At 51.3% G+C, this 24,349-nt stretch carries 41 protein-coding genes and 1 rRNA gene; 40 read left to right on the top strand and 2 right to left on the bottom strand.

Going from position 1 to position 24,349, the window contains the following annotated elements; translation table 11 throughout:
* Window positions 1-18 precede the first annotated feature (18 nt).
* The 36 genes from rplD to FPZ45_RS22830 all read left to right on the top strand — a co-directional run bounded on the left by rplD (window position 19) and on the right by FPZ45_RS22830 (window position 20,395).
* On the top strand, window positions 19-642 hold the full coding sequence (gene rplD, locus FPZ45_RS23005) for a 50S ribosomal protein L4 (RefSeq protein ID WP_144706923.1): 624 nt from the start codon (window positions 19-21) through the stop codon (window positions 640-642).
* Window positions 642-935, top strand: a complete 294-nt coding sequence (gene rplW, locus FPZ45_RS23000) for a 50S ribosomal protein L23 (RefSeq protein WP_144706921.1) — start codon at window positions 642-644, stop codon at window positions 933-935. Before rplD ends, rplW begins: the two co-directional genes overlap by 1 nt.
* A 29-nt stretch (window positions 936-964) precedes the next feature.
* Window positions 965-1,795 (top strand): 50S ribosomal protein L2, encoded by an 831-nt coding sequence (gene rplB, locus FPZ45_RS22995; RefSeq protein ID WP_144706919.1) that lies wholly within the window; start codon window positions 965-967, stop codon window positions 1,793-1,795.
* A gap of 61 nt (window positions 1,796-1,856) precedes the next feature.
* The gene (gene rpsS / locus FPZ45_RS22990; protein ID WP_135153599.1) at window positions 1,857-2,138 is read left to right on the top strand and encodes a 30S ribosomal protein S19; all 282 of its coding nucleotides are present in this window, start codon (window positions 1,857-1,859) and stop codon (window positions 2,136-2,138) included.
* 85 nt (window positions 2,139-2,223) lie between these two features.
* Window positions 2,224-2,562: a 50S ribosomal protein L22 gene (gene rplV / locus FPZ45_RS22985; RefSeq protein ID WP_094050623.1), complete on the top strand. Its 339-nt coding sequence runs from the start codon at window positions 2,224-2,226 to the stop codon at window positions 2,560-2,562.
* A gap of 13 nt (window positions 2,563-2,575) precedes the next feature.
* Window positions 2,576-3,238, top strand: a complete 663-nt coding sequence (rpsC, locus tag FPZ45_RS22980; protein WP_144706917.1) for a 30S ribosomal protein S3 — start codon at window positions 2,576-2,578, stop codon at window positions 3,236-3,238.
* A 2-nt stretch (window positions 3,239-3,240) separates the two neighbouring features.
* Window positions 3,241-3,678 (top strand): 50S ribosomal protein L16, encoded by a 438-nt coding sequence (gene rplP / locus FPZ45_RS22975; RefSeq protein WP_144706915.1) that lies wholly within the window; start codon window positions 3,241-3,243, stop codon window positions 3,676-3,678.
* Window positions 3,665-3,862 (top strand): 50S ribosomal protein L29, encoded by a 198-nt coding sequence (rpmC, locus tag FPZ45_RS22970; protein WP_144706913.1) that lies wholly within the window; start codon window positions 3,665-3,667, stop codon window positions 3,860-3,862. Before rplP ends, rpmC begins: the two co-directional genes overlap by 14 nt.
* 23 nt (window positions 3,863-3,885) lie before the next feature.
* Window positions 3,886-4,149, top strand: a complete 264-nt coding sequence (rpsQ, locus tag FPZ45_RS22965) for a 30S ribosomal protein S17 (RefSeq protein ID WP_144706911.1) — start codon at window positions 3,886-3,888, stop codon at window positions 4,147-4,149.
* A gap of 34 nt (window positions 4,150-4,183) precedes the next feature.
* Window positions 4,184-4,552 carry a 50S ribosomal protein L14 gene (rplN, locus tag FPZ45_RS22960; protein WP_135153603.1) on the top strand — a complete coding sequence of 123 codons (369 nt, stop codon included), beginning with the start codon at window positions 4,184-4,186 and terminating at the stop codon, window positions 4,550-4,552.
* Between the two features lie 45 nt (window positions 4,553-4,597).
* Window positions 4,598-4,951, top strand: a complete 354-nt coding sequence (gene rplX, locus FPZ45_RS22955; RefSeq protein WP_222430805.1) for a 50S ribosomal protein L24 — start codon at window positions 4,598-4,600, stop codon at window positions 4,949-4,951.
* Window positions 4,952-4,986: 35 nt separating this feature from the next.
* Window positions 4,987-5,529, top strand: coding sequence for a 50S ribosomal protein L5 (rplE, locus tag FPZ45_RS22950; RefSeq protein WP_144706909.1), 543 nt, complete (start codon window positions 4,987-4,989; stop codon window positions 5,527-5,529).
* Window positions 5,530-5,580: 51 nt separating this feature from the next.
* Window positions 5,581-5,766 (top strand): type Z 30S ribosomal protein S14, encoded by a 186-nt coding sequence (locus FPZ45_RS22945; protein WP_027087364.1) that lies wholly within the window; start codon window positions 5,581-5,583, stop codon window positions 5,764-5,766.
* Window positions 5,767-5,796: 30 nt separating this feature from the next.
* Window positions 5,797-6,195, top strand: a complete 399-nt coding sequence (gene rpsH / locus FPZ45_RS22940; RefSeq protein WP_115995324.1) for a 30S ribosomal protein S8 — start codon at window positions 5,797-5,799, stop codon at window positions 6,193-6,195.
* A gap of 30 nt (window positions 6,196-6,225) precedes the next feature.
* Window positions 6,226-6,768 carry a 50S ribosomal protein L6 gene (gene rplF, locus FPZ45_RS22935; RefSeq protein ID WP_144706907.1) on the top strand — a complete coding sequence of 181 codons (543 nt, stop codon included), beginning with the start codon at window positions 6,226-6,228 and terminating at the stop codon, window positions 6,766-6,768.
* A gap of 55 nt (window positions 6,769-6,823) precedes the next feature.
* Window positions 6,824-7,189 (top strand): 50S ribosomal protein L18, encoded by a 366-nt coding sequence (gene rplR, locus FPZ45_RS22930; protein ID WP_144706905.1) that lies wholly within the window; start codon window positions 6,824-6,826, stop codon window positions 7,187-7,189.
* Between the two features lie 30 nt (window positions 7,190-7,219).
* Entirely contained in the window at window positions 7,220-7,717 is a 498-nt protein-coding gene (gene rpsE, locus FPZ45_RS22925; RefSeq protein ID WP_094050613.1) for a 30S ribosomal protein S5, read from the top strand.
* A 13-nt stretch (window positions 7,718-7,730) separates the two neighbouring features.
* On the top strand, window positions 7,731-7,910 hold the full coding sequence (gene rpmD / locus FPZ45_RS22920; protein ID WP_144706903.1) for a 50S ribosomal protein L30: 180 nt from the start codon (window positions 7,731-7,733) through the stop codon (window positions 7,908-7,910).
* A 42-nt stretch (window positions 7,911-7,952) separates the two neighbouring features.
* Window positions 7,953-8,396 carry a 50S ribosomal protein L15 gene (rplO, locus tag FPZ45_RS22915; RefSeq protein WP_144706902.1) on the top strand — a complete coding sequence of 148 codons (444 nt, stop codon included), beginning with the start codon at window positions 7,953-7,955 and terminating at the stop codon, window positions 8,394-8,396.
* Window positions 8,396-9,694 carry a preprotein translocase subunit SecY gene (gene secY, locus FPZ45_RS22910; RefSeq protein WP_144706900.1) on the top strand — a complete coding sequence of 433 codons (1,299 nt, stop codon included), beginning with the start codon at window positions 8,396-8,398 and terminating at the stop codon, window positions 9,692-9,694. Before rplO ends, secY begins: the two co-directional genes overlap by 1 nt.
* Window positions 9,695-9,721: 27 nt before the next feature.
* Window positions 9,722-10,366 carry an adenylate kinase gene (locus FPZ45_RS22905; protein WP_144706898.1) on the top strand — a complete coding sequence of 215 codons (645 nt, stop codon included), beginning with the start codon at window positions 9,722-9,724 and terminating at the stop codon, window positions 10,364-10,366.
* A gap of 6 nt (window positions 10,367-10,372) precedes the next feature.
* A complete protein-coding gene (map, locus tag FPZ45_RS22900; RefSeq protein WP_144706896.1) occupies window positions 10,373-11,125 on the top strand; it encodes a type I methionyl aminopeptidase in 753 nt (250 codons plus the stop codon).
* 9 nt (window positions 11,126-11,134) lie between these two features.
* Window positions 11,135-11,479, top strand: coding sequence for a KOW domain-containing RNA-binding protein (locus FPZ45_RS22895; protein ID WP_144706894.1), 345 nt, complete (start codon window positions 11,135-11,137; stop codon window positions 11,477-11,479).
* A 61-nt stretch (window positions 11,480-11,540) separates the two neighbouring features.
* Window positions 11,541-11,756, top strand: a complete 216-nt coding sequence (infA, locus tag FPZ45_RS22890; RefSeq protein ID WP_035121186.1) for a translation initiation factor IF-1 — start codon at window positions 11,541-11,543, stop codon at window positions 11,754-11,756.
* 34 nt (window positions 11,757-11,790) lie between these two features.
* Window positions 11,791-11,904 (top strand): 50S ribosomal protein L36, encoded by a 114-nt coding sequence (gene rpmJ, locus FPZ45_RS22885; protein WP_003333770.1) that lies wholly within the window; start codon window positions 11,791-11,793, stop codon window positions 11,902-11,904.
* Between the two features lie 23 nt (window positions 11,905-11,927).
* Window positions 11,928-12,296 carry a 30S ribosomal protein S13 gene (gene rpsM, locus FPZ45_RS22880; RefSeq protein ID WP_144706892.1) on the top strand — a complete coding sequence of 123 codons (369 nt, stop codon included), beginning with the start codon at window positions 11,928-11,930 and terminating at the stop codon, window positions 12,294-12,296.
* An 18-nt stretch (window positions 12,297-12,314) separates the two neighbouring features.
* Complete coding sequence (gene rpsK / locus FPZ45_RS22875) at window positions 12,315-12,713, top strand: 30S ribosomal protein S11 (protein ID WP_094050605.1); 399 nt, start codon at window positions 12,315-12,317, stop codon at window positions 12,711-12,713.
* A 169-nt stretch (window positions 12,714-12,882) separates the two neighbouring features.
* Complete coding sequence (locus FPZ45_RS22870; protein ID WP_144706890.1) at window positions 12,883-13,827, top strand: DNA-directed RNA polymerase subunit alpha; 945 nt, start codon at window positions 12,883-12,885, stop codon at window positions 13,825-13,827.
* Between the two features lie 21 nt (window positions 13,828-13,848).
* Window positions 13,849-14,214: a 50S ribosomal protein L17 gene (rplQ, locus tag FPZ45_RS22865; protein WP_144706888.1), complete on the top strand. Its 366-nt coding sequence runs from the start codon at window positions 13,849-13,851 to the stop codon at window positions 14,212-14,214.
* Between the two features lie 111 nt (window positions 14,215-14,325).
* Window positions 14,326-15,159 carry a tRNA pseudouridine(38-40) synthase TruA gene (gene truA, locus FPZ45_RS22860; protein WP_144706886.1) on the top strand — a complete coding sequence of 278 codons (834 nt, stop codon included), beginning with the start codon at window positions 14,326-14,328 and terminating at the stop codon, window positions 15,157-15,159.
* A gap of 286 nt (window positions 15,160-15,445) precedes the next feature.
* Complete coding sequence (gene rplM / locus FPZ45_RS22855) at window positions 15,446-15,883, top strand: 50S ribosomal protein L13 (RefSeq protein WP_144706884.1); 438 nt, start codon at window positions 15,446-15,448, stop codon at window positions 15,881-15,883.
* 17 nt (window positions 15,884-15,900) lie between these two features.
* On the top strand, window positions 15,901-16,293 hold the full coding sequence (rpsI, locus tag FPZ45_RS22850; protein WP_144706882.1) for a 30S ribosomal protein S9: 393 nt from the start codon (window positions 15,901-15,903) through the stop codon (window positions 16,291-16,293).
* 172 nt (window positions 16,294-16,465) lie between these two features.
* Window positions 16,466-17,158, top strand: a complete 693-nt coding sequence (locus tag FPZ45_RS22845; protein ID WP_144706880.1) for a phosphoadenylyl-sulfate reductase — start codon at window positions 16,466-16,468, stop codon at window positions 17,156-17,158.
* Between the two features lie 45 nt (window positions 17,159-17,203).
* Window positions 17,204-18,382 carry a sulfate adenylyltransferase gene (gene sat / locus FPZ45_RS22840; RefSeq protein ID WP_144706878.1) on the top strand — a complete coding sequence of 393 codons (1,179 nt, stop codon included), beginning with the start codon at window positions 17,204-17,206 and terminating at the stop codon, window positions 18,380-18,382.
* 120 nt (window positions 18,383-18,502) lie between these two features.
* A complete protein-coding gene (gene cwlD, locus FPZ45_RS22835) occupies window positions 18,503-19,240 on the top strand; it encodes an N-acetylmuramoyl-L-alanine amidase CwlD (protein ID WP_144706999.1) in 738 nt (245 codons plus the stop codon).
* A gap of 36 nt (window positions 19,241-19,276) precedes the next feature.
* Window positions 19,277-20,395 (top strand): P-loop NTPase, encoded by a 1,119-nt coding sequence (locus tag FPZ45_RS22830; protein WP_144706997.1) that lies wholly within the window; start codon window positions 19,277-19,279, stop codon window positions 20,393-20,395.
* Between the two features lie 54 nt (window positions 20,396-20,449).
* Here the strand turns inward: FPZ45_RS22830 and gerD are convergent, their stop codons facing one another.
* Window positions 20,450-21,133 (bottom strand): spore germination lipoprotein GerD, encoded by a 684-nt coding sequence (gene gerD / locus FPZ45_RS25450; RefSeq protein ID WP_186438528.1) that lies wholly within the window; start codon window positions 21,131-21,133, stop codon window positions 20,450-20,452.
* Window positions 21,134-21,267: 134 nt separating this feature from the next.
* Here gerD and FPZ45_RS22825 point away from each other — a divergent pair, with 134 nt between their 5' ends.
* Window positions 21,268-21,882, top strand: a complete 615-nt coding sequence (locus FPZ45_RS22825; RefSeq protein ID WP_144706876.1) for a KinB-signaling pathway activation protein — start codon at window positions 21,268-21,270, stop codon at window positions 21,880-21,882.
* Here FPZ45_RS22825 and pdaB read toward each other — a convergent pair.
* Complete coding sequence (pdaB, locus tag FPZ45_RS22820; protein ID WP_144706874.1) at window positions 21,875-22,675, bottom strand: polysaccharide deacetylase family sporulation protein PdaB; 801 nt, start codon at window positions 22,673-22,675, stop codon at window positions 21,875-21,877. The two genes, FPZ45_RS22825 and pdaB, sit on opposite strands and share 8 nt — an antisense overlap.
* 310 nt (window positions 22,676-22,985) lie before the next feature.
* Here pdaB and FPZ45_RS22815 point away from each other — a divergent pair, with 310 nt between their 5' ends.
* The 3 genes from FPZ45_RS22815 to FPZ45_RS22805 all read left to right on the top strand — a co-directional run.
* Window positions 22,986-23,597, top strand: a complete 612-nt coding sequence (locus FPZ45_RS22815; protein ID WP_144706872.1) for a stage II sporulation protein M — start codon at window positions 22,986-22,988, stop codon at window positions 23,595-23,597.
* Window positions 23,598-23,708: 111 nt separating this feature from the next.
* The gene (locus FPZ45_RS22810; protein ID WP_144706870.1) at window positions 23,709-23,939 is read left to right on the top strand and encodes a hypothetical protein; all 231 of its coding nucleotides are present in this window, start codon (window positions 23,709-23,711) and stop codon (window positions 23,937-23,939) included.
* Window positions 23,940-24,234: 295 nt separating this feature from the next.
* A 16S ribosomal RNA gene (locus tag FPZ45_RS22805) occupies window positions 24,235-24,349 on the top strand; the annotation flags it as partial.

Here is a 24,349-nt window from a genome sequence, read left to right as displayed (position 1 = left end):
AGGAAAGGAGGACCACTCATGCCGAAAGTATCCGTATTTAACGTAGACGGCAAAGAAGTCGGACAATTGGATCTGGCGGAAGGAGTATTCGGTCTCGAGCCGAACGTTCACGTTCTGCACAGCGCCGTATTGCTTCAACAAGCTGCTGCTCGTTCCGGCACGCACGACACGAAAGGTCGTTCGGAAGTGCGCGGCGGCGGACGCAAGCCATGGAAACAAAAAGGAACTGGCCGTGCTCGCCAAGGTAGTATTCGTTCGCCACAATGGAAAGGCGGCGGTATCGTCTTCGGACCGACTCCGCGCAGCTATGGCTTCAAATTGCCTCGTAAAGTTCGTCGTTTGGCTATTAAATCGGCTTTGTCCAGCAAAGTTGTGGAAAACCAACTTATCGTTCTGGATCAGCTGAGCCTGGCCCAACCGAAAACGAAGGAATTTGCAAAAATCTTGAATAACCTCAAAGTATCCCGCAAAGCGCTTATCGTAACCGCGGACTTTGAGCAGAACGTGGCCTTGTCCGCGCGTAACATTCCCGGCGTGAAGTTCGTTTCTGCCGAAGGAATCAACGTGCTTGACGTGATGAAGCATGATCAACTGATCATCACGAAGGACGCTGTCGCCAAAGTTGAGGAGGTGTTCGCGTAATGAAGAACCCCCGCGATTTGATCAAACGGCCGGTCATTACCGAACGTACGAGCGAGTTCATCGAACAGCGCAAATACGTATTCGAAGTTGATTTGAAAGCCAACAAAACCGAAATCAAACAAGCCGTCGAACAAATCTTCAAAGTGAAGGTTGTCGGCGTCAATACGCTCAGAATGCCTGCTAAGCCGAAGCGCTACGGCAGACACAGCGGATATACGTCCGAATGGAAAAAAGCGATTGTGACGCTTTCCGAAGACAGCAAACCGCTGGAATTCTTTGAAGCTTCCGTATAATCATTCTCTAAAGTAAGGAGGGAAACCCATTGCCAGTTCAAAAGTTTAGACCGACAACGGCAAGCCGTCGTCAAATGACGATCGCTACGTTCGAAGAGATTACGACAAACGAGCCGGAGAAATCCTTGCTCGCGCCGCTCTCCAAACGCGCCGGACGCAATAACCAAGGTAAAATTACCGTTCGTCACCACGGCGGCGGACATAAGCGTAAATATCGGATTATCGATTTCAAGCGCACGAAGGACGGCATTCCCGGACGCGTGGCTACGATCGAATACGATCCGAACCGTACGTCTTATATCGCCCTGATTCACTACGTAGACGGCGAGAAAGCCTACATCATCGCGCCTAAAGGACTTAAAGTCAACGACGTGATCTTGTCCGGCCCTGCAGCCGACATTAAAGTTGGTAACGCGCTTCCGCTGGAAAACATTCCAGTTGGTACAGTTATCCACAACATCGAGTTGAAGCCTGGCAAAGGCGGCCAATTGGTTCGTGCAGCAGGCACGAGCGCGCAATTGCTCGGTAAAGAAGAAACGTATGTTACGATCCGTTTGACTTCCGGCGAAATTCGCCGTATTCTCAAAACTTGCCGCGCAACGATCGGTACGGTCGGTAACCAAGACCACGAGCTGATCAACATCGGTAAGGCTGGACGTAAACGTTGGTTAGGCAATCGCCCGGTTGTCCGTGGTGTCGTCATGAACCCGAACGATCACCCGCACGGCGGTGGCGAAGGACGCGCGCCTATCGGTCGCAAATCCCCGCTTTCTCCATGGGGCAAACCGACTCTGGGTTACAAAACACGCAAGAAGAAAAAAGCTTCGAGCAAATATATCGTTCGTCGCCGCAGCAAGTAATCTTGCTTGCATTGCGGCATGAACGCAAACTCTCAAGTTGCGTTGAAGGGAGGAGCATTCCATGGGTCGCAGTTTGAAAAAAGGACCTTTCGTGGACGGTTATCTGCTTAAGAAAGTAGAAGAGCTGTCCGGTTCGAATAAAAAAGTCGTGATCAAGACTTGGTCGCGTCGCTCGACGATTTTCCCGCAATTCGTGGGTCAAACGTTCGCGGTATACGACGGACGCAAGCACGTGCCGGTATACGTGTCTGAGGACATGGTCGGTCACAAGCTCGGCGAATTTGCGCCGACGCGCACGTTCAAAGGTCACACAGACGACGATAAGAAAACGGGCAAGCGCTAATATAACCCTACGAAGTGCGGTTGATCAAGGCGCTCCCGCGTCGGCTTAATCGTCACGAGACGTACGTAAGGGAGGAGGTACACCGATGTCTCAGCAAGCGAAAGCTGTTGTGAATAACATTCGCATTCCGGCTCGTAAAGTCCGCCTGGTCGTAGACCTGATCCGCGGCAAGAAAGTCGGCGATGCAATTGCGATTCTGCGTCACACGCCGCGTTCGGCATCTCCGGTTCTGGAGAAGCTGCTGAACTCCGCAATTGCGAACGCTGAACACAACTACCAGCTCGACGTGAACAAATTGGTCGTTTCCGAAGCCTTCGTTAACGAAGGTCCTACCATGAAACGGTTCCAACCTCGTTCCCAAGGTCGCGCATTCAGTATTTTCAAACGCTCCAGCCACATTACGCTGGTCGTATCTGAGAAATAAGGAGGGACAACGTGTGGGTCAAAAAGTAAATCCCGTCGGTCTTCGCATCGGCATTATCCGTGATTGGGAATCCAAATGGTATGCTGACAAAGATTTCGGCTCCCTTCTGATCGAAGATGTCAAAATCCGCGAATTCCTTAAGAAGAAGTTGAAAGAAGCTGCGGTTTCCAAAGTCGAAATCGAACGTGCGGCCAACCGCGTCAACGTTACGATTCATACGGCTAAACCAGGTATCGTAATTGGTAAAGGCGGCGCTGAAGTTGAAGTGCTTCGCGGCCAACTGACCAAACTTACGAACGGCAAGAAAGTACACATCAACATCTCCGAGATCAAAAACCCGGAATTGGACGCTATCCTCGTTGCCGAGAGCATCGCGCAACAACTGGAACGTCGTGTTTCTTTCCGCCGCGCGATGAAACAAGCGATTCAACGTACGCAACGCGCTGGCGCAAAAGGAATCAAAACTTCCGTTAGCGGTCGTCTGGGCGGAGCGGAGATTGCTCGTCAAGAAGGATACAGCGAAGGAACGGTGCCTCTGCATACGCTTCGCGCTGACATCGACTATGGAACAGCGGAAGCACATACGACTTACGGCCGTATCGGCGTAAAAGTATGGATCTACCGCGGCGAAATCCTTCCGACGAAGAAAAGAGCTGCTGAGGAAGGAGGCAACTGATCATGTTGGTCCCTAAACGCGTTAAACACCGCAAAGTACACCGCGGTAAAATGAAAGGTCGCGCAAAAGGCGGCACTGAAGTGCACTTCGGCGAATTCGGCCTGCAAGCGCAGGAAGCTTCCTGGGTGACGAACCGTCAGATCGAAGCTGCCCGTATCGCGATGACCCGTTATATTAAACGGGGCGGTAAAGTCTGGATCAAAATCTTCCCTTCGAAACCGATTACCCAAAAGCCTCTCGAGGTTCGGATGGGTAGCGGTAAAGGTAACGTAGAAGCTTGGGTTGCCGTTGTGAAACCGGGCAAAGTACTGTTCGAACTCGCAGGGGTATCCGAGGAGATCGCACGCGAAGCAATGCGTCTTGCCGCGCACAAGCTGCCGATCAAGACGAAGTTTGTGAAACGTGAAGAACTGGGTGGTGAAGCAAATGAAGGCCAGTGAATTTCGCAACCTGACATCGGCGGAACTCGAACAGAAGATCGCCGGCTTCAAGGATGAACTGTTCAACCTCCGCTTCCAACTGGCTACCGGCCAAATGGACAACCCGCATCGCCTTGGCGATCTGCGGAAAGAAATTGCTCGGGCTAAAACCATTTTGCGCGAGCGTGAACTCGGCATCGGCTAATACCCGGGAAAAGGAGGATGACCATGAGCGAACGCAACAATCGTAAAGTACAGATTGGTAAAGTCGTCAGCGATAAAATGGACAAAACGATTGTGGTAGCCGTTGAAACGTACAAGAAACACAGCCTGTACCACAAGCGGATTAAATACACGAAGAAATTCAAAGCACATGATGAAAACAACGACGCGCAAATCGGCGACACTGTGAAAATCATGGAGACCCGCCCACTGTCGAAAGACAAAACATGGCGCCTGGTCGAAATCGTCGAGAAAGCCGTATTGGCCTAAGCGACTCACCCGTTACTGAAAGGAGGACCTTGCGATGATTCAACCGTTTACGCGTCTGCATGTTGCCGACAACTCCGGCGCGAAAGAATTGATGTGCATCCGTGTGCTTGGTGGTACGGGACGCCGCGTAGGACATATCGGTGATATGATCGTATGCTCCGTTAAACAAGCAACACCAGGTGGCGTTGTCAAAAAAGGCGACGTAGTCAAGTGTGTTATCGTTCGTACGAAACGTTCGGTACGCCGTAAAGACGGATCCTATATCGCGTTCGACGAGAACGCTGCAGTAATCGTTAAAGAAGACAAGAGCCCGCGCGGCACCCGTATTTTCGGACCAGTTGCCCGTGAGCTTCGCGAACGTGACTTCATGAAAATCATTTCCCTGGCACCGGAAGTTCTGTAAGACTCCGGAACGCACCGATGGAGAAACACTCAAGGAGGTGTACCCATGCCCCGTCTGAAAAAAGTGCTTGAATCGCACAACAATAAACTGCACGTGAAGAAAGACGATAATATCATCGTCATCTCCGGCAAAGACAAAGGCAAGAAAGGCCGCATCATCGCAGCTTACCCGCGCGAAAATCGCGTTCTTGTCGAAGGCGTCAATATGGTAAAACGCCATACTCGCCCGAATCCACAAAACCAACAAGGCGGTATCATTGAACGCGAAGCGCCAATTCACGTTTCGAACGTCATGCATATCGATCCTAAGAGCGGCAAACCAACTCGCATTGGTTACCAGACGCTCGACAACGGCAAAAAAGTCCGGGTTGCAAAACGTTCCGGAGAATTGATCGACTAATCGCAGTAAGAACGGAAAGGAGGTCACTGTGACTCATGGCAGCAAGAATGAAGGAACGTTATCTGAATGAAATCACTCCTGCTCTGATGCAGAAGTTTAGCTACAAATCCGTCATGCAAGTGCCTAAGATCGAGAAAGTCGTCATCAACATGGGTGTCGGCGAAGCGGTCTCCAACTCTAAAATCATCGATTTTGCGGTTGAAGACATGCAGAAGATTGCCGGTCAAAAACCGGTCGTCACTCGCGCTAAAAAATCGATCGCAGGCTTCCGCTTGCGTGAGAACTTGCCGATCGGTGTCAAAGTTACACTGCGCGGCGAACGGATGTATCATTTCCTTGACAAGTTGTTCAACATTTCTCTTCCTCGCGTGCGCGACTTCCACGGCGTGTCGACGAAATCGTTCGACGGTCGCGGCAACTACACGCTCGGCCTGAAAGAACAACTGATCTTCCCGGAAATCGAATACGACAAGATCGATAAAGTTCGCGGGATGGACATCGTCATCGTAACGACTGCACAATCGGACGAAGAAGCGCGTGAGCTGCTCACCCAATTGGGTATGCCGTTTGCGAAGTGACGATAACCCGGTCAATTAGCAAAAGGTTACCTAATGGAGGTGTGAAAGCAAGTGGCAAAAACGTCGATGAAAATCAAGCAACAACGCGCGCCGAAGTTTAAAGTCCAAGCTTACACGCGTTGCGAACGTTGCGGTCGTCCGCATTCCGTTTTGCAAAAATTCAAGATCTGCCGGATCTGTTTCCGCGAGTTGGCATATAAGGGCCAGATTCCTGGCGTTAAAAAGGCGAGCTGGTAATCAACCTAGTTCGGGAAGGAGGTTTACCCCATGGTTATGTCTGATCCAATTGCAGATATGTTGACGCGCATTCGCAACGCGAATCTGGTGCGTCATGAGTCGGTGGAATTGCCTGCGTCTACGGTGAAGAAGCAAATTGCTGAAATCCTGAAACGTGAAGGCTTTATCCGCGACGCTGAATATGTCGAAGATAACAAGCAAGGTTTGATCCGCATTTTCCTGAAATACGGACCGAACAACGAGCGCGTTATCACGGGTCTTAAACGCATTAGCAAGCCTGGCTTGCGCGTATACACGAAATCTACTGAAGTACCGCGCGTGTTGGGTGGCCTCGGCATCGCGATCATTTCCACATCCAAAGGCATCATCACCGACAAGGAAGCCCGTCAAGGGAAATCCGGCGGCGAAGTGCTTTGCTACGTTTGGTAATTTAACTGTCACACGATTGGAGGTGTACCCATGTCCCGTATTGGACGCAAACCGATTCAGGTGCCTAACGGCGTGAACGTGAACCTGGACAGCAACGTCATTACGGTCAAAGGACCGAAAGGAACTTTGTCCCGCACGCTTCACAGCGATATGAAAGTCACATACGAAGCCGACGTCATCACTGTTGAACGTCCTTCCGACAATAAACTTCACCGTGCGTTGCACGGAACGACTCGCAGCGTCGTTGCGAACATGGTCAACGGCGTAACCGAAGGTTATGCTAGAAACCTTGAACTGGTCGGGGTAGGTTACCGCGCAAGCAAATCCGGCGAGAAGCTGGTATTGAACGTTGGTTACTCCCATCCGGTTGAGTTTGTTCCTGAGAGCGGCATCGAATTCGACGTTCCTGCTCAGAACAAAATCATCGTTAAAGGCATCGACAAGGAGCTTGTCGGCGCAACTGCGGCTAAGATCCGCTCCGTACGCGAGCCTGAGCCTTACAAAGGTAAAGGAATCAAGTACGAAGGCGAGCGCATTATCCGTAAAGAAGGTAAAGCAGGTAAGAAGAAGTAAGCTTAACGCGGCTTAAAGCCGCTTAAGTCAAATTTGAAGGGAGTGAACAATGCGGATGATTACGAAAGCCGATAAGAACAAAGCGCGTCTGAAAAGACACCTTCGGGTACGTAAGAAAATCAGCGGGACAAGTGAACGTCCACGTCTGTCCGTGTTTCGTTCTTCCAAGCATATCTATGCTCAACTGATCGATGACGTTCAAGGCGTCACGCTGGCAAGCGCATCGACGGTTGACAAAGAACTTGCTGGAATCGGAAACGGCGGCAACGTGGAATCTGCGCGTAAAGTTGGCGAGCTGATCGCTAAGCGCGCTAAGGATAAAGGACACGAGAACGTCGTGTTCGACCGTGGCGGTTACCTGTATCACGGACGTATTCAAGCACTGGCGGATGCTGCACGCGAAGCCGGTTTACAGTTTTAATTCACTTTTGAGCACAAGGAGGTAAACGACTTGCGTGTAGATCCGAACACATTGGAACTTACGGAGAAAATGGTGCAAATCAACCGTGTCTCCAAAGTCGTCAAGGGCGGACGTCGCTTTAGCTTTAGCGCACTCGTCGTTGTCGGCGACGGCAAAGGCTGGGTTGGCGCGGGCATCGGTAAAGCTTCCGAAGTTCCTGACGCAATCCGCAAAGGCGTCGATGACGCTAAGAAAAATCTTGTTTTCGTACCACTCGTTGGAACAACCATTCCGCATGCCGTTACGGGAAGTTTCGGCGCCGGCAAAGTGTTGCTGAAACCAGCATCTGAAGGTACGGGCGTTATCGCGGGCGGTCCTGTCCGCGCGGTGCTCGAACTGGCTGGAGTCGGCGATATTTTGACGAAATCGCTGGGATCCTCCAACTCCATTAACATGGTCAATGCGACGTTGGAAGGGTTATCCCGCCTCAAACGCGCTGAAGACGTAGCGAAACTGCGCGGCAAAACCGTAGCAGAGCTATTCCGTTAAGGAGGGGAAACAGATGGCACAGCTTCAGATTACCCTCGTTCGCAGCTTGATCGGCCGTCCAGAGAATCAACGCCAAACGGTGAAATCTCTTGGACTCGGAAAGCTGCATTCGTCCGTAGTAAGAGAAGACAATGTCGCGACTCGCGGCATGATCAATACGGTTAGTCACCTGATTCAAGTTAAAGAAGTTTAAGAAGATTAATCCAGCATAATTCTCAAGGAGGTGCGACGTACGATGAAATTGCATGAGCTATCTCCGAACGAAGGCTCCAAGTTTACACGCAAACGTGTGGGACGCGGCGCCGGCAGCGGTCTCGGCAAAACATCCGGTCGCGGTCACAAAGGGCAAAACGCTCGTTCCGGAGGCGGAGTTCGTCCCGGTTTCGAGGGTGGTCAAAACCCGTTGTACCGTCGGGTACCTAAGCGCGGATTCAACAATGACCGTTTCGCAACGGTATTCGCGATCGTTAATCTTGATCAGTTGAACCGTTTTGCGGCCGGTACGGAAGTAACACCAGAATTGCTTCTGAGCGAAGGCATACTGAAAAATCCGAAAGACGGAATTAAAATTCTGGGCAATGGCGATTTGAACGTGCAGCTGACTGTTAAAGCTCATAAGTTCTCTCAGTCTGCAGCAGATAAAATTCAAGCCGCCGGCGGTAAAACCGAGGTGATCTAATGTTCGCGACCGTAACAAACATTTGGAAAGTCGAGGACCTTCGTAAGAGGATCCTCTTCACTCTTTTCATCCTGTTCGTATATCGAATCGGTTCCTTTATTCCGGTCCCGAACATTAACAAGGACGTTCTGACGATGGCCAACGAACAGGGCACAAACCTGTTCGGCCTTCTGAACACGTTCTCCGGTGGTGCGTTGTTTAACTTCTCCATCTTTGCTCTTGGCATTACCCCGTACATCACGGCATCGATTATCGTTCAGCTCCTTTCCATGGACGTTATTCCGAAGTTCTCGGAATGGCAGAAAGAAGGCGAGAACGGCAAGCGGAAGCTGGCTCAAATTACTCGTTACGGTACGATTATTTTGGGACTTATCCAAGCTTTCGCTACGGCGATCGGCTTTAACCGGATGTACAGCTACGAAATGGTCATCGATCCGAACGTCGCAACGTATCTTATGATTGCGATCGTATTGACGGCTGGTACCGCGTTCCTCATGTGGATGGGAGAACAGATCAACGAGAAAGGTATCGGCAACGGTATCTCGATCTTGATCTTCGCGGCGATCGTCGCGGCTATTCCAAAACATGCACGCGATATCTATGCAAGCCAATTCGTGGATGGGGATCAAGTGTTCCTGAACATCGTGAAGATGATCATTATCTTGTTGGTAATCATCCTGATTATCGCAGGCGTCATCTTCATCCAACAGGGCGTTCGCAAGATTCCGGTACAGTACGCGAAACGGGTAGTCGGACAGAAAATGTACGGCGGCCAATCGACGCACATTCCGCTTAAAGTGAATGGCGCCGGCGTAATCCCGGTCATCTTCGCAATATCGCTTCTGATGTTCCCGGTTACGATTGCTGGATTCTTTGCCAATCAGCCTTGGGCTCATTGGATCATCACGAACATGAGTTACAGCAAACCGCTTGGTATGGTGTTGTACGTTCTATTGATCATCGGTTTCACTTTCTTCTACACCTTCGTTCAGTTCAATCCTCAGCAGTTGGCGGACAACATGAAGAAAAACGGCGGTTACATCCCGGGCATTCGTCCAGGTAAACCGACGCAGGGATTCCTGACAAGAGTCATCACGCGCATCACGTTAGCGGGTGCGATGTTCTTGGCGATTATCTCTGTCATTCCAATCTTCTTCGGTACGCTTGCCGGATTGCCTGACTCGGTGAAAGTGGGCGGTACGTCGCTGCTTATCGTCATCGGGGTTGCTCTGGAGACGATGAAACAAATCGAAAGTCAATTGATCAAACGCCACTACAAAGGGTTTATCAATAAGTAATCTACGAGACGGACAGGAGGAACAGCAATGAACATTTTGTTTATGGGGCCTCCTGGCGCCGGTAAAGGAACGCAAGCAGAACGGATCGTCGAGCAATTCGGCATCCCGCACATCTCGACCGGTGATGCGTTTCGTTTAGCCATGAAACAAGGCACTCCGCTCGGGCAAAAGGCTAAGGAGTACGTCGACCAAGGCCTGCTTGTTCCGGACGAAGTGACGAACGGCATCGTGCGGGATCGTCTCGCGGCGGATGACTGTGCCAACGGTTTTCTGTTGGACGGGTTTCCCCGGACGATCGCGCAAGCCGAAGCGCTGGACGGCATGCTTGCCGATATGGGTCGCAAGATCGATCATGTCATCAACCTCAAAGTGGATCGCGGCTTCTTGCTCGCCCGCTTAACAGGAAGAAGGATTTGCAAAACTTGCGGCACAACGTATCATGTCGTTTTCAACCCGCCTAAGCAGGAAGGCGTCTGCGATAAAGACGGGGGCGAGCTGTATCAGCGTTCCGACGATACGGAAGAAAAAGTAGGTACGCGACTTGATGAATATACTAGCAAGACGGCACCGCTTCTGACGTATTACGGCGACAAAGGTTTGCTCCGCGAAGTAGATGGGGAGAAGGAGATCGATTCGGTTACGGCCGATATCGCTTCTCTTCTCAGAGGGTAATCGGCCATGATCGTAATCAAGTCTGAGAAAGAGTTAAACTTGATGCGCGAGGCGGGACGGATTGTGGCGGAGACGCATCGCTTGATGAAACAAGCGATCGTTCCCGGGATCACAACCGCCGAACTGGACCGGATCGCCGATTCGTTCATTCGAAGCCAAGGTGCCGTTCCCTCTTTCAAAGGTTATAACGGTTTTCCCGCCAGCATATGCGCTTCTACGAATGAGGAACTCGTTCATGGGTTCCCCGGTCCACGGAAGTTAGTAGAAGGCGATATCATCAGCATCGACATCGGCGCACAGTACCAAGGTTATCATGGAGATTCCGCATGGACATACGGAGTCGGACAAATATCCGACGAAGCGCAGCGGCTACTCGACGTAACGGAAGCTTCCCTCTATGCAGGTTTGGAGCTTGTACGTCCCGATGTGAGGCTGTTCACCGTATCTCATGCGATTCAGAAAGTGATCGAAGAGGCGGGATTCTCGGTTGTGAGGGAGTATGTCGGACACGGCGTAGGAGCCGAACTTCACGAGGAACCGCAAATTCCGAACTACGGATCGCCCGATCGCGGGCCGCGTCTTAAACCCGGAATGACTCTGGCAATCGAACCAATGGTTAATATAGGAGAACGTTACGTGAAGACTCTATCCGATAACTGGACAGTCGTCACGGTGGATGGATCCCTGTGCGCGCATTTCGAGCATACGGTTGCCGTAACCGAAGACGGGTACGAGATTCTAACTCGTGCGTCAAGCTAGGTGAATGATATGACGGTAAACGTGAAGCTAACGCCCGGAGATATCGTGAGAAGCCGGCGCGGAAGAGACGAAGGGGAGCTAGCGATAGTCATCGCCTTGGTCGAAGAACGATTTGCGCTTGTAGCCGACGGCGATAAACGCCGGTTCGATCGGCCCAAACGCAAAAACGTGCTGCATCTCGAACCGCTCGGCACCCGAAGCGAAGAGGTCGCGAACAGTCTTCGCGAAACCGGCCGCGTAACGAATGCAAAAATTCGGCACGCGATCGGCCAAATCGAACAGAGGCTTGCTCAGGCCGAGATGCAAGAGCACGACTCCGCAGCATCGATCTCGCGCGTGACAACCGACTCGTGATCGCACAACGACGCACAGCCGGGCGCACTGAAATGCATGCTGTAGAGAAAGGAGAATGACGGTGGCCAAAGAGGACGTCATCGAGGTAGAAGGAACGGTCATTGAACCGCTGCCGAATGCCATGTTCAAGGTGGAACTCGAGAACGGACATCAAATCCTTGCGCATGTTTCCGGTAAACTCCGGATGCATTTCATACGGATTCTGACGGGGGATAAAGTTGTTATCCAACTGTCACCTTATGATTTGACGCGGGGCCGTATCACTTACCGCAAATAAGTTCGTTCGCTCCACAATTAAGGAGGGTATTATCATGAAAGTGAGACCGTCGGTCAAGCCGATTTGCGAAAAATGCAAAGTCATTCGTCGCAAAGGCAACGTGATGGTGATCTGCGAGAACCCGAAGCACAAACAAAAACAAGGCTAATATAGAAGGAGGTGCCCCCATTAATGGCACGTATATCTGGTGTTGACCTCCCGCGCGACAAGCGCGTGGAAATCGCTCTGACGTACATCTTCGGAATCGGTAAATCCACTTCTCAGAAGGTTCTGACGTCCACGGGCGTCAATCCCGACACTCGCGTTCGCGATCTGACGGAAGATGAGCTGGCTCGTCTTCGCGAAACGATCGACAAAGAAGTGAAAGTCGAAGGCGACCTTCGTCGCGAGATTGCACTAAACATCAAACGGCTGATTGAAATCGGCTGCTATCGAGGCATCCGTCACCGCCGCGGTCTGCCGGTTCGCGGACAACGTTCGAAGACGAACGCACGTACACGCAAAGGTCCGCGTCGTACGGTAGCGAACAAGAAGAAGTAATAAGGGGGGTTAACAAACATGGCACAAAAGGGCAAAAAAGTCGTTCGTACCAAGCGTCGTGATCGGAAGAATATTGATTCCGGCGTGGCACATATCCGTTCCACGTTTAACAATACAATCGTGACGATTACGGATCCGCATGGAAACGCGGTTTCCTGGGCTAGCTCGGGTAACCTTGGCTTTAAGGGCTCCCGTAAGAGCACGCCGTTCGCTGCACAAATGGCAGCCGAATCTGCAGCCCGCGCTGCAATGGAACACGGCATGCGTTTGGTTGAAGTGTCCGTTAAAGGTCCTGGCGCAGGCCGCGAAGCCGCGATTCGTTCGTTGCAAGCTGCAGGTCTTGAAGTCAGCATGATCCGTGACGTCACTCCAATCCCGCATAACGGATGCCGTCCTCCGAAGCGCCGCCGCGTATAACATCGTTGCTGTTGTGGTATCAAACAAGAACAACTTGAGAATAATGGTTGTAACGGTTAGGCATACTACACGGTTTACCCCATAAACATTTCTCCTTGTTAAAGGCCGGGTCAATTGGCCTGGGTGTACAATGGGCAACGTCAGCGACGTTTTGAAGGAGGTTTTGGTTATGATAGTGATCGAGAAACCAAAAATCGATTCGGTGGAAATTCAGGACGATAAGAGATACGGGCGTTTCGTCGTAGAACCGCTGGAACGCGGATACGGCATGACGCTCGGCAACTCTTTGCGCCGCATTCTGCTGTCGTCCTTACCGGGCGCAGCCGTCGTGTCGGTTCAGATTGACGGCGTTCTCCATGAATTTTCCACGATTCCGGGAGTTATCGAGGATGTCACTCAGATCATTCTCAATCTGAAGCGTCTATCGCTGAAGATTCACTCCGATGAGGAAAAAGTGCTCGAGATCGATGCGGAAGGCGATGGCATCGTTACGGCTGGCGACATTCGCGCGGATAGCGACGTAGAAATTCTGAATCCGGATCTGCATATTGCGACCCTGGCTTCGGGAGCTCGTCTGCACATGCGCATTTTCGCCAGAGTCGGACGGGGTTATGTCCCTTCGGATCGGAACAAGAAGGAAGATCAACCGATCGGCGTCATTCCGGTCGACTCGATCTATACCCCAATTACTCGCGTGAACTATCAGGTCGAGAATACGCGCGTCGGTCAAGTTACAAACTATGACAAGCTTACGCTTGAAGTTTGGACCGATGGCAGTATCCGTCCTGAAGAAGCGGTGAGCTTGGGCGCGAAGATCCTTACCGATCACTTATCCTTGTTCGTGGGGCTCACGGATGAGGCTAAAGATACCGAAACGATGAAAGAAAAAGAAGAGGACAAGAAAGAGAAAGTGCTCGAGATGACCATCGAAGAGCTCGATCTTTCCGTTCGCTCTTACAACTGCTTGAAACGCGCCGGTATCAATACCGTGCAAGAGCTGATCACGAAAACCGAAGAAGACATGATGAAGGTTCGCAACTTGGGCCGCAAGTCTTTGGAGGAAGTACAAGAGAAGCTGGAAGAGCTCGGATTGGGCTTGCGTTTCGAGGAATAGCAACGAGGAGGGGAAAAACAAATGGCCTATCAAAAACTGAGTCGTGACTCCAGCGCGCGGAAAGCTCTTTTTCGCGATCTGACGACCGACCTGTTCCTGTACGAGCGCATTCAAACGACCGAAGCGAAAGCCAAGGAAGTTCGCTCTATCGCAGAACGTCTGATCACGCTGGCGAAACGCGGCGACTTGCACGCGCGCCGTCAAGTGTCGGCATTCGTTCGTCGCGAAAGCCTAGATGGCGAACAAGACGCCATCCAGAAACTGTTCTCCGAGATCGCTCCGCGCTACGCGGAACGTCCAGGCGGATATACTCGCATCTTGAAACTCGGACCTCGTCGCGGAGATTCGGCTCCGATGGTGTACCTCGAGCTCGTGGATCGCGCGTAAGAACGGAGCAAAGAAGGATGGACCGAATCCCGCATTCGGATCATCCTTTTTTTGTGGTCAGCGACAGCCGGCGTAAGACCGGCGATTCCGTTATGCTTGGAGGGTGAGCCTGTGCGTAATATCGCTCTCGTCGTCAGCTACGACGGCACGGACTACCAGGGATTTCAATGCCAACCCGGAGGCCATACGATTCAGGATAAGCTGGAGGCGGCGATCTATCATTTGTCCGGGGAGCATGTGAAGTTAATGGGCTCCGGCAGGACGGACGCAGGAGTGCACGCCAGATGCCAAGTCGTTAACTTCCTCACGTCATCGAGTATCCCGATCGAACGGTGGGCAATCGCGCTCAATACGCGGCTGCCGGGAGATATCGTCGTTCAGAGCGTCTATGGCGTTCCCGACGAATTTCACGCCAGACATCATGCTTTGAATAAAACGTATCGATACACGATCAATTGCAACCGAACGCCGGATCTCTTTCGCAGACGTTACGAGTTCCATCATCCGACGCCGCTGGATATCGAAGGAATGAAGGCAGGGCTGGCTTGCTTAATCGGCGAACATGACTTCACGTCGTATACGTCGCCGTTATCGACCAAACCGAGCCACGTACGGACGATTCTAAAGGCCAGTCTCGAGCTCGAGAGTGGATCGGAGGAGAGTCTGTACGCTAACCCGATATACGGGCGCGCTTGGGATGAGATTCATTATGTCGGAAAGCAGCGCGGCGTCGTTCATTTGTACGTGACGGGAACGGGATTTCTTTATAATATGGTGCGAATCATTGCCGGCACGCTAGTTCAAGTCGGGGAAGGCAAGAGAACTCCGGAGGATATGGCGCGCATTCTAGCCGCTCGGGATCGTTCGAAGGCAGGACCGACGGCCATGCCGCAAGGTCTCAGTCTATGGGAAGTCGTCTATGAGGCGCTTCCTTTAAGTGAGTAAGTTGGGACGATTGAACGGAGCTGAGCCTGCAAATCTTTGCTTGCATAACACTCCGCTTTGATGTACAATAAATTTTGTGCTTTCTGCGTGGCTACCCACGGCCCCAGCGCAGAAATGTCGCGCTTTTGGTGTGTTTGAAGGAGACGGCTTCGATCGTTCTCCAACATCCAAGTCAAACACGTCGCACCAGGCAATACCCCAACAAGATAAATCAAACATGAACGATAATCGAATGCGATTAACGTTCCATATAAAAGCAGGGAAATTACCCGAAGGAGGATGTTTCATGCGTACAACTTACATGGCTAAGCCGCTTGAAGTCGAGCGCAAATGGTACGTGATCGACGCCGAAGGCAAGACTCTCGGTCGTCTGGCCAGCGAAGTCGCAGCTTTGATCCGCGGCAAACATAAACCGGAATTTACTCCTCACATCGATACTGGCGATTTCGTCGTCGTTATCAATGCAGAGAAGATCGTTCTGACAGGCAAGAAGCTGCAACAAAAGAAATACTACACGCACTCCCACTATCCAGGCGGATTGAAAACAACGACCGCTCAGGAAATGCTGAACAGAAAGCCTGCCCGCATTATCGAGTTGGCTGTATACGGCATGCTTCCTAAGAACAAGCTGGGACATCAACTGCAAGGCAAACTTAAAGTGTACGCAGGCAGCGAACATCCACATCAAGCCCAACAACCTGAAGTTTACGAACTTCGCGGATAATAAAGGAGGTCTTTCGAATGGCTCAAGTGCAATATTTAGGAACGGGTCGCCGCAAGCACTCCGTAGCGCGAGTTCGCCTCGTGCCGGGTGAAGGCCGCATCGTCATCAACAAACGCGAAATCAACGACTACTTCGATGTAGAAACGTTGAAGCTGATCGTAAAACAACCGTTGAACCTGACCGAGACGACAGGCAAGTACGACGTGCTTGTACTCGCTCACGGCGGCGGTACGTCCGGCCAAGCCGGCGCGATCCGTCACGGAATCTCCCGCGCTCTTCTTAAAGCGGATCCAGAGCTTCGCTCTGCGCTCAAGAAAGCTGGATTCCTGACTCGTGATCCTCGTATGAAGGAACGTAAGAAATACGGCTTGAAAGCCGCTCGTCGCGCTCCGCAATTCTCGAAACGTTAATATCGTTCCGGCAGAAACGCCTTTCTCCCATACTATATGGAGAGAAAGGCGTTTTTTTGTTGCCCTAGTATCAAACTTGGCGTCATAAGTATAGATTGAACTATTACGTCTATGAGCGTATAATATGGTGTATTCATACTTAAATACTAGGGTTTAAGCGGAGGGTGTTGTCATGAACTTAATCGAGAAGGAAAACCTGATTCGCGCGAAAGCGGAGGAATTCGAGAACGCTTCGCCCGAAACGGTCATTGCTTGGGCGATCGAGACGTTCCCGAACATTACGTTCGCGTGCAGTTTCGGAGCGGAAGACGTCGTACTCGTGGACATGATTCAGAAAATCAGCCCATCTACCGACATTTTCTACCTGGACACGGATTTCCACTTCAAAGAAACGTACGAAACGCGCGATCGTATGGCAGAGAGATACAACATGAAGTTCGTCGAAGTCAAATCGAAGTTAACCCCAGAGCAGCAAGAGGCAGAGCATGGGCCGGAACTGTGGAAGAGCGACCCTACCGCCTGTTGTAATCTGCGCAAAGTCGAGCCGCTTACGCGCATTCTATCCCAGTACGAGGCTTGGATTACCGGCATTCGCCGCGATCAGGCGCCGACTCGCGCGAACGCGAAGAAAGTGGAATACGACACGAAGTTCGGCCTTGTGAAGTTTAATCCACTGGCTGCTTGGACATCTGAAGATGTCTGGAATTATATTCGAGCCAACGATATCATCTACAATCCGCTTCACGATCAGAATTATCCGAGCATCGGCTGCGAATATTGCACGAAGAAGGTTATGCCGGGCGAAGATCCTCGTTCGGGACGCTGGGCAGGCAACGAGAAGACAGAATGCGGACTGCATAAATAATTTCGGGAACGGGATATATACAGCGAAAAAGGAGCTACTCAGATCATGAGCGCAATTTTACCGCATGGCGGAACACTGATTAACCGGATTGTCGAGGGACAAGAGCGCGAAGCACTGTTATCCCAAGCTGCCGAATGGGTGTCCATCCCTGTCAATGCATGGACGATATCCGATTTGGATCTTATCGGAGTAGGCGCTTTCAGCCCGCTCACCGGGTTTATGAACGAAAATGATTATTTATCTGTTGTCAACAATACTCGTCTGACAAGCGGAGTGATCTGGAGCATTCCGATTACGCTGGCCGTAACGGATGATCAAGCGCGTCAACTAACGGTCGGTCAGAAGGCCGCGCTCGTTGGCGAGCAAGACGGCGTCATCTACGGCGTGATCGACATTGAGAGCATTTATAAGGCGGATAAGCGCCACGAGGCTGTACAGGTGTTCAAAACAGACGATCTGGAGCACCCTGGCGTCGTGAAGTTGTTCGACCGTCCGGATACTTACGTCGGGGGAGCCATTCAAGTGCTGAACCGTCCGGTACCGGAGAAATTCAATGAGTTTTATTTTGACCCTACGGAAACTCGGCGCCTGTTCGCGGAGAAGGGCTGGAAAACGGTCGTCGGATTCCAAACCCGCAATCCTGTGCACAGGGCGCATGAATATATCCAGAAAGCGGCCATGGAGATCGTGGACGGATTGTTCCTCAATCCGCTCGTAGGCGAGACTAAATCCGACGACGTGCCGGCGAACGTCCGGATGAAGAGCTACTTGGCGTTGCTGGAAAACTATTACCCGCAAGACCGCGTATTCTTGGGCGTGTTTCCGGCGGCCATGCGTTATGCGGGTCCTCGGGAGGCGATCTTCCATGCAATCGTACGCAAAAACTACGGCTGCACGCATTTCATCGTCGGCCGAGACCATGCCGGCGTCGGCGATTATTATGGTACGTACGAAGCGCAGGATCTGCTGAAGTCGTTCGCTCCGGAAGAATTGGGGATTACACCTCTTTATTTCGAGCACAGCTTCTTCTGCACTAAATGCGGAAATATGGCCTCGAGCAAAACATGCCCGCATAGCAAAGAAGATCATCTGACTCTGTCAGGAACGAAAGTACGCGCGTTGCTTCGCGACGGAATTTGCCCGCCTCCCGAATTTTCGCGGCCTGAAGTTGCGTCGATCTTGATCGAAGGAATGGCGGAAGCCAGCAAATCTTATTCGATCTAAATCATAAAAGTCCACCTTGTCCCATATGATGTAGGGAGTTTTCCCGGGGCGAGGTGGATTTTATTGTTTAAACATGGACAGCGCAATCAATGGCGAGGGCGATTGATCGGACGAAAACGCATGGTCATATGGATGACCCGGCAAGCGATGATCAGAATCGGAATCGTAGCATGCCTTATTTTGTTTACCGCCGTCATATTTCTGAACGAGATTCCGTCTTCGAGGACATGGACGCATTGGACACTTCCGTTATCCGGCAAGGTGATCGCGCTCGATGCCGGGCACGGCGGAGCGGACGGGGGCGCGGTAAGTCGCAGCGGAGTAATTGAGAAGGATTTGAATCTTGCGATCGTGCTTTATCTAAGAGATTACCTGCAGCAGTCAGGCGCGATCGTGTTGCTGACGCGTGAAGGGGATTACGACCTGGCTCTTCCGGAAACGAAGGGGTATGCGCGGCGCAAGACGGAGGATTTGTTGAAAAGAGCCGATCAAGTCAGCAATCAGCGGGCGGATCTGGCAATCAGCATCCATATGAACAGCATTCCGTCCCCGCGTTGGTCGGGAGCTCAAACGTTCTACTCCACCGAAAATGCCGAAGGCAAGCGCTTGGCGACTGATATTCAGTCCGAGCTTCGCAGTATGCTCGGGAATACGGAGCGGATTGCCCAGAAGGCAGACACTGTTTATCTACTCAAAACATTAAAGATGCCAACCGCATTAATTGAAGTCGGTTTTCTATCGCACCCGAAGGAAGCGAATTTGCTTGCGGACGAAGAATATCAGCGGAAAGTCGCCGCATCCATCTATCGTGGAATTCTTAAGTTTGCTTCCGGTCAATCGGATAAGCCTGTGTTATAATAGGTTGGATGTGAACATCAAATGGGGGTCGTAATCGTGGTCACCAAGGAAAACGTACTAGAGGCTCTTCAGCCCGTGAAGGAACCAACGCTTAAACAAAGCCTGACCGACCTCGGTCTGGTTCGCGATATGATGATCCGGGAATCGTCCGTATCGATGTCCGTCGTGCTTCATCCGGACAGCATCGGCCAATCCTCCGAAGTGGAGAGAGTTATCGCGCAGGCCCTGTCCGGCCTAGCCGTATCCGTGCCGAATCTGCGCATTCGCGCCATGAACGAGCACGAGTTGTCCGAGGTATCGGCCAAACTATCCGGAGCATCGGGCAAATCGGCCGAGAAGCCGAAGGAAGCGCCGGTCAGAGGCCATGGAGCCGGTCTGGAACAGGATACGATTCTGCATCCGGATAACGGAGTGGAATTCATCGCCATCGCCAGCGGCAAAGGCGGCGTCGGCAAATCGACCGTAACCGTCAACCTAGCGGTAGCGCTCGCCAGGAAGGGCAAGCGCGTCGGATTGATCGACAGCGATATATACGGCTTCAGCGTCCCGGATATGATGGGAATCGAGGAGAGGCCGGAGCAGGTCGGGGATAAAATCAAACCGATCGAGCGTTTAGGGGTTAAAGTCATGTCCATGGGCTTTTTCGTCGAGGACAACAGTCCGATCGTATGGCGAGGGCCGATGCTTGGCAAAATGCTTCGCAATTTCTTCGCGGAGATCGATTGGGGCGAGCTCGATTATTTACTGCTTGATCTCCCGCCGGGAACGGGCGACGTCGCACTCGACATCCATCAGATGATTCCGCAGAGCAAGGAGATTATTGTCACTACGCCGCACGCCACGGCTGCCTTCGTTGCAGCGCGCGCGGGAGCGATGGCGATCAAGACGAATCACCAGATTATCGGCGTCGTCGAGAACATGTCCTACTTCGAGAGCAAAGAAACGGGAAATCGCGAATACGTATTCGGACGCGGCGGTGGGGGCAAGCTTGCCGAGACGCTTAATACCGAATTGCTCGCGCAATTCCCGCTTGGCGCCCCGGACAATCATCCGTCGGAACCGGATTTCTCGCCATCGGTGTACAAGGCGGATTCCGATATCGGGAAAGAATATTTAGTGCTTGCGCAATCCGTAATCGAACGCTGCGGCAAATAAAGAAACGGTTGAACGGGATTACTCCGTTCAACCGTTTTTTTACGAAAGACGGTGTTAACTGCCACCGCCTCCACCGCCACCGCCTTGACCGCCGCCTTCTCCACCACCGCCTTCTCCGCCTTCGCCCTCGCCCTCCCCGCCTTTTCCGCCTTTTTCCGATTTCGGAGTTAGTTCTTCCTTAACCGCGCTCTGAAGAAGCTTCATGATTTCGAGTTTGAAGATCGGATTCTGCATCTGCTCGGTGACCGAGTTCATGATCACTTTGCGAACGTCGGGGTTTTTCAATGAATCGGTAATGACTTTGGTTAATTCAGGTGTTTTGAATACATCGACGAGTTCCTTTTGATAAGCCGGATCTTTCATAAGATCTTTATGAATTTGTTTGTTATCCTTGCTCACCGCTTTGGCGAATTCCCCGGCGAATTTCGGGTCCGACATGATCTTCTGGAGCACCGATGAATATTCCGGCGCCGTAAGAACGTCTTTCACGGCGAGTCTGACTTGCGCTTGATCCGAAGGGGTCATGCTCTTCATCTGCAGCGTGCTTTCGCCATACTGGGCATTGGAGGCTTTCTCCATCGCTTTCTGGGCTTCCTCCGAGCCGAGAATGTCGATCACCATGGATTTGACATCTTTATAACTCATCTGCCCGCCGCTGCTGCCTCCGGACTCTTGTCCGCACGACGAGAGCAGAAGGGACGCTCCTAATAAACTCCCGAACAATAATCGGGACCGCATACCGACCAGCTCCCTTTCTATAGGGTAATGGCTGTAGTATGCTTCGACAGGCTAGTGAATATAAGGAGTTATTCATGGCTTTTTATGTTGTTCATGGTAAAATGGTTTTGACGACTTAGAGGAGGTTTCTGGATTTGAATTTACGTAAATGGATGAAATTATTCGGTACAACGATCTTGATCGGAGCCATCGTAACCGTAATCGGCAGCGTATGTATTCAATTGTTCAACCCCGATTTCCGCAATGTGGAGGCAAGCGGTTGGTTATCTTACGTCTTAATGATGGCTTTAATCGGAATGACGTTCGGCGCTTTTGCTCATATGGGCTTTTTCGCCTATCTGATGCTGAACTACATAGCAAGAAGCATTTTCAAGCGTCCGTATTCCTGGGTAGCCATACAGGGTTTTCTAGCGTTGTTCGTTCTGGTGGAAATCGCCTATTGGACGTATGACACGAATTTTCCGGCGGTTACATTCTGGCTGGTACCGCTCGCGCTGCTCGCTGCCTCGGTTCTGGTCGCCTGGCTGAAGGTTAGTCAAACTTCCGCCGGAGCTTGGATTCCGACGATTTTCTTCATGGTGGCGATCACAGTCATGGAATCGATCCCGGTGTTCAGAACCGGAGACATCTCGTCTTTGATGTATCAAATGGTGCCATTATATATCTGCAACGCTTATCAGATCATGCAATTGCACAAAATATTAGGCAAACCTGCAGGTGCTCAAGCAGCCCCGGCGGCTGCTAAGTGAAATAAGGCGAAGCTAGCTCGTTCCAAGCGGAACGGTCCTGAACGGTTTTGCCTTGGGTTTCAGTTTGGCTGATCAGTTGGGAGACGGTAGCGAATTCGAAACCTTTGGCACGCAATTGATCGATGATGATCGGAAGAGCTTCGTGCGTCTGCTTGCAGGAATCACTCGCGTGCAGCAGGATAATGTCCCCGGGATGGGCTTTGTTCACGACACGATCGACGATCGTCTCGACGCCTGGATTTTTCCAGTCCAAGGAGTCCGTATCCCACTGGATGACTTTATAGTTCATATTTTCGGCAATTTGAAGCACGCGTTTGTCGAAATCTCCATTGGGCATCCGGATCAATTTAGGCGATTTGCCGGTCATATCTTTAAGAATACCGTCGGCGATCGTAATTTGCTTACGAATGTCTTCCTCGCTATATTGGCTGTAATTGTCGTGCTTATGACCGTGGCTTCCGATCTCATAACCGGCTTCCGATATTTTCTTGACGATATCCGGATGAGCCTTGCTCCAGGGAGAAGACAGGAAAAATGTGACGTTGCTTACGTCCTTGTTTTTCAGAATATCGATAATGGGCTCCGCGCGTTTCTCTCCCCAACTGATATCGAACGTAAGGGCGACAACTTTGCGTTCTGTCGGGACGTTATAGACGGCTGCGGGAGGGTGAGGGGCGAACACGTTGAGATTGTTTTTCTCCACCCAGATGACGGAAATGGACAGAATGGCCGCGACCGTAAGAAAAAATACTTTCTTAATGCGCCGTCCATTAAAAACGAAAAAATGATTCATGGAAATCATCGGCTCCTTCCGGGATTAACGCTTGACGGCTGATGGAATTCCGGACAGCCGCAGGCTTGGATACTATCAATGTATGCTTGACCCATAGACTTATATGCTCCGAGATATCAAGGCTCCGAGATATCGACTCCTTATCTCCGATGCCCGTTCATTACAAGGCTCCCGTAGCCGGGCGCAGTAACGCACGTGCATGAGTCGAACGGAGCCGATATCTCTACGCATGGGATTAATAAAACCGTACATAGGACTGAAATAACGCAAAATCTAGGATCAATAGTTGGTCAAATGGGGGGAAAGCCGCATGTTCTCGCGTCAGGGACTGTTGCAAACGTGGAAGGAAATTCGTCCGTACTTTATTTTCTCGGCGATGCTGTTTTTCGCGGGGGTGGTTATCGGAGGTACATCTGGTGCGCCTGCGGATTTTCTGGAACAGCAGATAAAAGGAGTGAAGGCGATCTCGGATTCGATTGTGAAGTCCGAAACTCCGGAATGGACGGCATTTCTGCTGATCACGGCGAACAATATTTTTAGCACCCTTATGGTAATGGGACTTGGCATTATTGCCGGAATTATGCCGCTTGTGATGCTAGTCTCCAATGGAATGATCCTGGGATACATGTTATCCATACTTTCCGACAAGGGCGAAAATATGTTTCTTCTAATCGTAAAGGGGATTCTGCCGCACGGAATATTCGAATTGACGGCGGTTTTTCTAGCTTGTGCGTTCGGGTTGCGGTTTGGGATGACCTTGATTAAAGGGATATTCGGATCGGCCTTCGGTAAAAAGGAGCCTTGGCAGCCGTTCGTGCGGACGGCGACGGGAGCGGTGCCCGCCCTCATCGTAGTCGTTGTATTACTGTTGCTGGCTGCCGCTGTCGAAAGTACGATTACTTTATGGTTATCTAAATCTTAGAGACATAAAGAAGGCAAAAAAGGAGCATAACAGTAGGACGATGCCAGGCGAATCGCTCTAACGGGCGACGCGGGGCTCGACGCTGCCTATTCACAGGAGGGGCTCCCCTTTATGCTCGGAATGATGTTTACGGATAAGGAATGCAAGGAATTCGATTATTTATTGCGCAAGGAAATGGACGAAATGTTGTTCGATCTAAACGATCGGCGGCTTGACGCCTCCGTGAAGGAGGCGATCTCCAGGCGCTATAAGATTATCTTTCGAATGTATGCACGCATAGCTCCGCCGCGGGAATTATCACGTTATGCTCTTGGATTAAAGTCGCAAAGCAATAAAACTTAATCAAAATCGAAATAAATTAAAATAAATGCTTGACCTTATCGTAGAATATGTGTTAAATTAGCTTTCGCCCCGCTTTTCGAGGGCAGTAGCGGACGAAGTAAAACGAGGCAAACAAGGTAACCAAAAAATACCTGTTGCCAAACACTAGTCAGCTGTGATATATTATAAAAGTCGCCGTTAGCGCGGACGACAAAAACGAAACACCGATTGTTCTTTGAAAACTGAACATTGAGCGTAAGAAACAAAAACGTCGAAAGACGAAACCAGCAATACAGATTGAGCCTTCTGGCTCTCTATTATGGAGAGTTTGATCCTGGCTCAGGACGAACGCTGGCGGCGTGCCTAATACATGCAAGTCGAGCGGAGTTGTTTAGGAGCTTGCTCCTGAATAACTTAGCGGCGGACGGGTG

Source organism: Cohnella terricola, from assembly GCF_007786475.1.
In the GTDB taxonomy this organism is placed as follows: domain Bacteria; phylum Bacillota; class Bacilli; order Paenibacillales; family Paenibacillaceae; genus Cohnella; species Cohnella terricola.
This window is presented reverse-complemented; position numbering and strand designations above follow the sequence as displayed.